This is a genomic window from Trichocoleus sp. FACHB-46, from assembly GCF_014695385.1.
Classification (GTDB): Bacteria; Cyanobacteriota; Cyanobacteriia; order FACHB-46; family FACHB-46; genus Trichocoleus.
This window is the reverse complement of sequence record NZ_JACJOD010000044.1, coordinates 1-6,617: the sequence shown is the minus strand read 5'-3', so window position 1 is coordinate 6,617 and position 6,617 is coordinate 1. Positions and strand designations below refer to the sequence as shown.

Annotated in this window: 7 protein-coding genes and 1 pseudogene; all 8 read left to right on the top strand. The window is 47.5% G+C overall.

Going from position 1 to position 6,617, the window contains the following annotated elements:
* Positions 1 to 499 (top strand): annotated as a pseudogene (locus H6F72_RS24715) (hypothetical protein); the annotation flags it as partial.
* A gap of 448 nt (positions 500 to 947) precedes the next feature.
* Complete coding sequence (locus H6F72_RS24710; RefSeq protein WP_190441946.1) at positions 948 to 1,127, top strand: tyrosine-type recombinase/integrase; 180 nt, start codon at positions 948 to 950, stop codon at positions 1,125 to 1,127.
* Positions 1,128 to 1,191: 64 nt separating this feature from the next.
* Entirely contained in the window at positions 1,192 to 1,704 is a 513-nt protein-coding gene (locus H6F72_RS24705) for a hypothetical protein (RefSeq protein ID WP_190441942.1), read from the top strand.
* A 204-nt stretch (positions 1,705 to 1,908) separates the two neighbouring features.
* A complete protein-coding gene (locus H6F72_RS24700; RefSeq protein ID WP_190441941.1) occupies positions 1,909 to 2,892 on the top strand; it encodes a hypothetical protein in 984 nt (327 codons plus the stop codon).
* Positions 2,893 to 3,153: 261 nt separating this feature from the next.
* Positions 3,154 to 3,672 carry a hypothetical protein gene (locus tag H6F72_RS24695; RefSeq protein WP_190441940.1) on the top strand — a complete coding sequence of 173 codons (519 nt, stop codon included), beginning with the start codon at positions 3,154 to 3,156 and terminating at the stop codon, positions 3,670 to 3,672.
* Between the two features lie 211 nt (positions 3,673 to 3,883).
* Positions 3,884 to 4,384, top strand: a complete 501-nt coding sequence (locus H6F72_RS24690) for a hypothetical protein (protein ID WP_190441939.1) — start codon at positions 3,884 to 3,886, stop codon at positions 4,382 to 4,384.
* Between the two features lie 575 nt (positions 4,385 to 4,959).
* On the top strand, positions 4,960 to 5,856 hold the full coding sequence (locus tag H6F72_RS24685; RefSeq protein WP_190441938.1) for a hypothetical protein: 897 nt from the start codon (positions 4,960 to 4,962) through the stop codon (positions 5,854 to 5,856).
* Between the two features lie 337 nt (positions 5,857 to 6,193).
* Positions 6,194 to 6,415: a hypothetical protein gene (locus tag H6F72_RS24680; protein WP_190441937.1), complete on the top strand. Its 222-nt coding sequence runs from the start codon at positions 6,194 to 6,196 to the stop codon at positions 6,413 to 6,415.
* The last annotated feature ends 202 nt before the right edge of the window (positions 6,416 to 6,617 follow it).

Here is a 6,617-nt window from a genome sequence, read left to right as displayed (position 1 = left end):
TCGCTTACCAGAGCAGCAAAACCATCTATCAAGTCAAGCATGGGATGCTCTCGGACTACTTGATTGCACAACTCAAGCATCCGTCTGTTCAGATGGCTCTTGCGTAAGTCCTGGTAGGTTGATCAAAGTTCGTGGCTTTCCTGCTGACAAGAAAGTGAAACTATTCCGGGTCACTGTTTCTACCCACAGGACGGAGTTTGTCGCCACCAACGACTTGGCTCAAGATTCGACCGATGCCACGCAAGATGCGTGTGGCATTCGTTGGAAGATTGAGGAGTTTCACCGAGAATTGAAGCAGTTAACAGGTGTTGAGGCTTGCCAGTGTCGCAAAGCCCGCATTCAACGCAACCACATCGCCTGTGCCTTGCTGGTCTGGAGTCGGCTCAAGTCAGTCGCGTACCAAAGCGGCAGAACGATTTATCAGGTCAAGCAAGGGATGCTCTCGGACTACCTGATTGAGCAACTCAAGCACCCGTCCGTACAAATGACTCTTGCGTAAGTCCTGTAATTAAGAGCAGCATTGTTCTACTAGAATGAGGTACTAGCTGTGGACTCAAAAACCAGCTTAGAACCCCGACTTATTTACTTAGGAATGCAATCACTCAATCGTGAACAGACTCGCTTCAAATCTAAGTAGACCGGGAACCTTAACAGCTGCAATTGCAAATTTTGGTCAGACATGCGTTTTTGGGTTGCAGCATCGAGATGGGAACTGGTGGATCAGCGTCACTGATAGTTCTGCTTTGTCAGAGCCAAGGCTTTACAAAGTCACAGGAACTGATGAGAGAGTTGTGTTCATTGAAATGTCGCATAATCAATAACTTAAAAAACGATTAAGGCAGCGTCGATCGCTATCTCTCTCCAATCTGACTGACCTCTTCTAGGAACGCTAAAACCATCCCTATCGAGATCGAGGACCCAGGCTGTAGACAAGCGATCGCCTAGGGCTGATAGGAGTTAGCACTCACAGTTTCAGACGAACTGCTCTAACCCAGATGAGCAGTGCAGGGATACCGCTGCGAGTCATTCAGGAGATATCAGGGCACCGCAGCCTACAGGTGCTTCAACGGTACCTTGGGGTTTCCGAGGTTCAGTTGGAGGAGGCGATCGCGTCTCTTAGCTTCTAGGCGAGATTGAAAGCTTGAGCGCCAGAAACTTGCTAGCTTGGTAGCTACTTCACGGAGAGCTGCAATGGCCCAACTATCAAGGCGTTTATCTTTTATTGTTCCTCGGTTACTCATCGCCTTGCCTGTTTGTTTGATTGCTTATGTATATCTACTCTGGTACGTTGTTCCACGTTTACTGAAATCGGATAATACTCTCCAAACCTATATTGGCTTTTACCTTCAGTATCCCAGTATCCTCGGCCAAGCATCCAATCTCCGTTGCGTAACTGATGGATTTGACAATGCGCTAGACAGGCATGACTACTACTGTCGCTTTAATGTGAAACCATTCAGTGTCAGGTTGCTCGTTAGGGCAGAGGGACTAAAGTTTGGCAAGCTAGCCCATACCTCTGACAATGAATGTGACCCATCGGACATAGTGGAACCTATGGCTTTTGAGTATTCTCCTTCATGGCATTGGTGGAGGCCAAAAGAGCTTGAAGCTGATACTAGAGTGCAATGCTATTCCATCGGTACTCACGAGCTAACGTATTCTCCAGCAAGTCAAACCGCTTACATGCGGGACTCTGATGACTAGATTGAGAGAGGCAGTAGCTTGAGTAAAGGTTTTGAGTAGGTATCTCGAGGTGTCGAAATTGTAACTGGCGGGGGCGATCGCTCATCTTCATTCCAAGGACTAGGTGCAAGATAGAAGCTTGTTCTACTGCTAAGGGACAGAACGATGGCTCGTGGAAACAGGCAATCAGTGAAGCCTCTTTCAAGAATGTATGTACTGGTCTGCATGACCTGGCAAAGCACTTTTCTGGGGCTGCTAGCAGGGCTGACCTTTGGTGGACTGTATGGTTTAGGTGTCTTTTTTCCGATACCCGGTGGAGCCTATTTTGGCGTTTTATTGGGTGCTATGTATGGTCTGGGGCTAGGGCTATGTAATGGTTTGTTGCTGGGTCTCGTCACCTGCGTGATTTTTTATCCTCTCACCCACGTGAAATATCATCGCTGGATGAGCCGGTTGATGGGGGCTGGTTTTTCTGGCATTGGTGTCTGCCTGAGCGTGCTCTTAACCAATATCAACAAAGGCATGATTCCAATCTCGGCTTTGTTGATTGGCTTTCATTGCGTGACCGTCTCTGTCTTTGCTACCCTCATCGGCGATGCCCTTGGCTACAACTTGGCCCAATGGTACGAAAAGCAAACAACAGCCAGGACAGTCGTAGCGGGGGATGAGCCGCCTTCCCATCTGGTTGCACTCAACAAAATAGACCAGATGTTAACTGCGACATTGCCACTGGCCCCTATGGGTTGGCGACTCATTACTTCACTGTCTTTCATCATGTCTGTGTTTGGGTATCGACAATTGTACTTCAGCGTTTGTGAAGGAAGAACTGGAGATGGTTGTCTATCCTCACCGCGTCTCCTAACCTCTGCACAAGCAGGCTTCGCGATCGCGCTCCCTCTATTTCTGGTAGGCATCGTGCTTTATAGCCAATATCGAGTTCGGCTCCAGATTGATGGGCAACGGGTTGCGATGATTTATGAGCTATTCGGATACCCATTCCGGACACGTTCTTGGGCTAGAGAGGAGATCAGGCAAGTCCGCCTAATTCGACCCCGGTTTGGCAACTATTTGGACGTTGCCCTACAAGTGAGACTTGGCAACCAGCAGATTACTCACGGGCAACTCACTCTCAGAGAATCCCAGTGGCTAGCTCAAGAACTCAGCAACTGGTTATGCATTCCGCAAATCAATCTGAATTTGGAAGATTAATCTGCACCCTTGCTTTGGTTTTGTGGGAGTTAGCACGCATAGTTTTGAACAAACTGCGCTAACTCAGATGAGTCTACTGGAGTGCTGCTTCGAGTTGTTCAGGAGATATCGAGTCGTCGTAGCTTGCGAGTACTTCAACGATATTTAGAGGTGTTGGGGCCGTAACTGAAGGGAGCGATCGCGGCTTTGAGTTTCTAGGCGAGATTGAAAGATTGAACGTTTGAGATTTGCTAGCTTAGTGCTACTTCATAGGGAATAACGATGGCACCACGATCAAGACGTTCATTTTTTACTGTTCCTCAACTACTCATTGGTTGTGCCATCGTTGCTCCCTGTTGTTTCATTGCCTATGTCTTGCTTGTTGCTTTCGCTGTCCCCTGTCTGCTAAATACCCATACCGTTGTTCCAACTTATGCTGGATTCTACATTCAATATCCCAATCTGATTGGGAAAGTATCCAACCTCCAGTGTGTAACGAATAGTCTAGACAGGACAGCTTACGCTTATTCCCACCATTGCCGCTTCAATGTGAACTTATCAAATATCGAGCAGTTTATTAGGGAGAGCCAATTACTCCCTCAGGATGGAGAGTGTGCCAACATGAATGCGCCGCCCGCAGGAAGGTATCCTCCAGCATCGTGGAAACCGTCAGACGTTCAGGAGGGAGGAGAATGTTACATCAACAACCAATATCGAGGAGTTCCAGGAGCTTACGTTGATCGGTTGCTTCTGTTGTATTCTCCAACCAGCCAACTTGCTTACATGCAGGCAAATGATTGAGAAAGCTGGACGGGAAATACAAGTAGCGATCGCCACCCACAAATCAGCGAGATTAACGGCCTTAAAGAGCTAGCTGAAAGAGTGAAAGGGGCGATCGCTCAGAATGTTATCAACTAGTCATATGAATACTCGAAGCAATTGGAAGCTTAAGTGTTGTGGTACTGGCTGCTTTAGTGCTATTGCTCACAAAGAGACTACGTAAGGAGCTTCAATGGAAAAACAATTACTTCGATTCCTCATTGTTTGTGCCATTGTTGTTCCCTATTGTTTCATTGCTTATTTCTCACTCCTTAGGTTCGCTGTTCCCCGTCTGCTGAATACCCGTAGTGCCATCCCAACTTATGCTGGGTTCTACATTCAATATCCCAATCTTGTTGGGAAAGCATCCAACATTCAGTGTGTAACTAATGGTCAGAATGCGGATTACGGTTATTCCTACTCTTGTCGCTTTAATGTGAATTTATCAAATATTGAGAAGTTTATTGAGCAGAAGCAATTACTCGCTCAGGATTTTGAAGAGTGTTCCAGCATAGATGCACCACCGAATATGGGAGAGTATTCTCCACCACCTTCATGGGAACCGTCAGATCTTGAGGTAGGAGGAAAATGTTACGTCAGTGGCCGATTCGCCAGTGGCCAATTCATCAATGATGAAGTGTTTCTGTTGTATTCTCCAACAAATCAACTTGCTTACATGCAGGAGAATGATTGAAGAGGTAGGAGCAATCGCCCCTCCGACTTCCATGCCCGCTGCGCCCTCAAAAATAGTCCTAGCGGATAGCGACGCTGGTTTTCCACTAGGACTAAATTGGATAAATTTCCTGGATGAGCCGAAAGGAGTGAAAGGGCGTGATAGGGCGTGATCAAAATACTGCGATCGCCGCTGAAACTGTTTGGAAAACATCGAGTTGAACTGTCTGTAAAATGTTTTTTAGACAGTTTTAGTATTAATCAAGCAGTCAGTTTTACACAGGCGATCGCCTGCCAGTCCCCCAAACCTCAGAACCACGACGTAACACCCCAATCGAGTCATGGTATAAATTCCCAATTCTTCCGTAGAAACCAGAATTTTGATTGGGTCGCTATGAATGACTCATCATCCCTTCACTATCCAAGCACGTACTCGCAGGCATCTGACAGTATTGAAATTGCCACAACCATCTCCTGCTGCCGTAGCAGTTTGCCTTAGAGTCGAAGGTATCAAATTTCACGGTGTTCAGTGAAATGTTTAATGGTGTCTCCTGAGAGCACTGTTGTGTATTTGTCCAGGCAATAGGAGACGATGTGATGTGGCAGTGGCTAAACTCTTGGCGACGTACGCTCAGCAGAAGCAAACCTGCGGTCGAGGAAGGACCTCCACCGACTACCTTGACTCATCCTGCCCCTCGAACAGCGGTGGCCCCTGCCTTGTCGCATCCACTTGCCGTTGATTTGCCCGAATCCAACTTGTTTTATCGCTCGATTGAGGGCAAGGTCATCTGCCGCTCGATTGCTTCGGGCGACATTGTGTGGGAATCCCAGGACGATGGGTATCCTTTGTGCGTCACTGACGACATCCTATGGGTGGTACAAGATGACGCTATTGCAGCGTATGTCACTATCAACGGGCGACTCCTGATGCGATCGCCACCGCTGTGGTTAACGGGTACAGTGACTCATATGCTGTGTGATCTATCTCAGCAAACCTTGCGTATCTATTCCACCTATTCTCCTCCACCACCCAATCTTGGAACACCACATTATCTGCCTCCGCCCGCTGAAGATGAAGCAGCGTATGAGATCAGTCTGATCACAGGAGAAATAATTCCTTTATACCAAGTCACTCTATATCGCAAATCTGAATTACAGCCTTTGGATATAAACGGCACTTTTGAACCTAGGTATAACATTGTGCCCAGAGTACCTGAAGCTCCATCCAAACAAATGCGAGGTCAGTTGATTGCTGAGCAACGCCAACGCTTTGAGGAACTGCGTAGCGAGAGACAAAAGGCATATGCTCGTCGGCCCGGACAAAGCTATGAAAAAGCTCAGTTGAAGGCAACTTCAGTCGTCATTTGCGAGTACGGTACTGATCAATGCTTCGTACGTAAAACTATATTAAGTGTCTTTCCTAACCAAACGCCCGATGTAGGACAGTGGGAAGCGCTGTTAAAGGAATTTTGTAGAGAGCTACCGACTTGCTGAGGCTGATTCCGTATCCCCACTTCACAGTGGTCAACATGAGAAGTTCAAGTCTTAGCGTTTTGTGTCAGCTCTAAACTCAACGAAGGCGATCGCCAAATTGCTCATGCCATTCTGGACGAAAGCCACAGACCTCTTTTGGTCAGGTACCTGCTCTGATTCAAGTTCACCACTAGGACAAGAGCGATTGCCTGACCTAAGCCAGCCCGATTAGATAGCGTACCAAAGCCCGATCCTCGTGTGCCTCCTCGCTCAACGCAGGCTTCAATGCTTAGGGCAGTTTCCCTTTTGATTCATGTGCAAAATTGATAGAATTGCAGAAATTGCACATGAATCAAAGATGACCAAGCTGCAAGACCTGCAACAGGAACTCACCACTCTCCAGACTGAGCGCACGAAGATCAGCCTGGAGAGTGGTGAGATGCTGGTTGATTGTTGGGTTGCCCAAACTGCTGCTGGTGGTACTGCTAGAACTGGGAAGCGTTACTGGCAAGTCAAAAGCCGTAACCCTATTTTTGATGGTAAAAAGTCCAAGTACCTCAAAGCATCTGGGCGTTGCTGAAAGAGTAATGCTGGCTTTGGCACAATGAAGGTATGAAATGTCCTCAATGTCACTCCACTCACACAGCTAAAAACGGTCACCGTCGCGGCAGACAGTGCTATCAGTGCCAGCAGTGTGGTCGCCAATTTCTCGAGTCTTACCGTCCTTGGGCTTACTCCGATGACATCAAGCAACTGTGCATCAAAATGTATCTCAATGGCAT

Coding starts and splice junctions, on each gene's coding strand:
- H6F72_RS24705 (WP_190441942.1), top strand. CDS start 1,192: ATGGCCCAACTATCAAGGCGTTTATCTTTTATTGTTCCTCGGTTACTC.
- H6F72_RS24700 (WP_190441941.1), top strand. CDS start 1,909: ATGACCTGGCAAAGCACTTTTCTGGGGCTGCTAGCAGGGCTGACCTTT.
- H6F72_RS24695 (WP_190441940.1), top strand. CDS start 3,154: ATGGCACCACGATCAAGACGTTCATTTTTTACTGTTCCTCAACTACTC.
- H6F72_RS24690 (WP_190441939.1), top strand. CDS start 3,884: ATGGAAAAACAATTACTTCGATTCCTCATTGTTTGTGCCATTGTTGTT.
- H6F72_RS24685 (WP_190441938.1), top strand. CDS start 4,960: ATGTGGCAGTGGCTAAACTCTTGGCGACGTACGCTCAGCAGAAGCAAA.
- H6F72_RS24680 (WP_190441937.1), top strand. CDS start 6,194: ATGACCAAGCTGCAAGACCTGCAACAGGAACTCACCACTCTCCAGACT.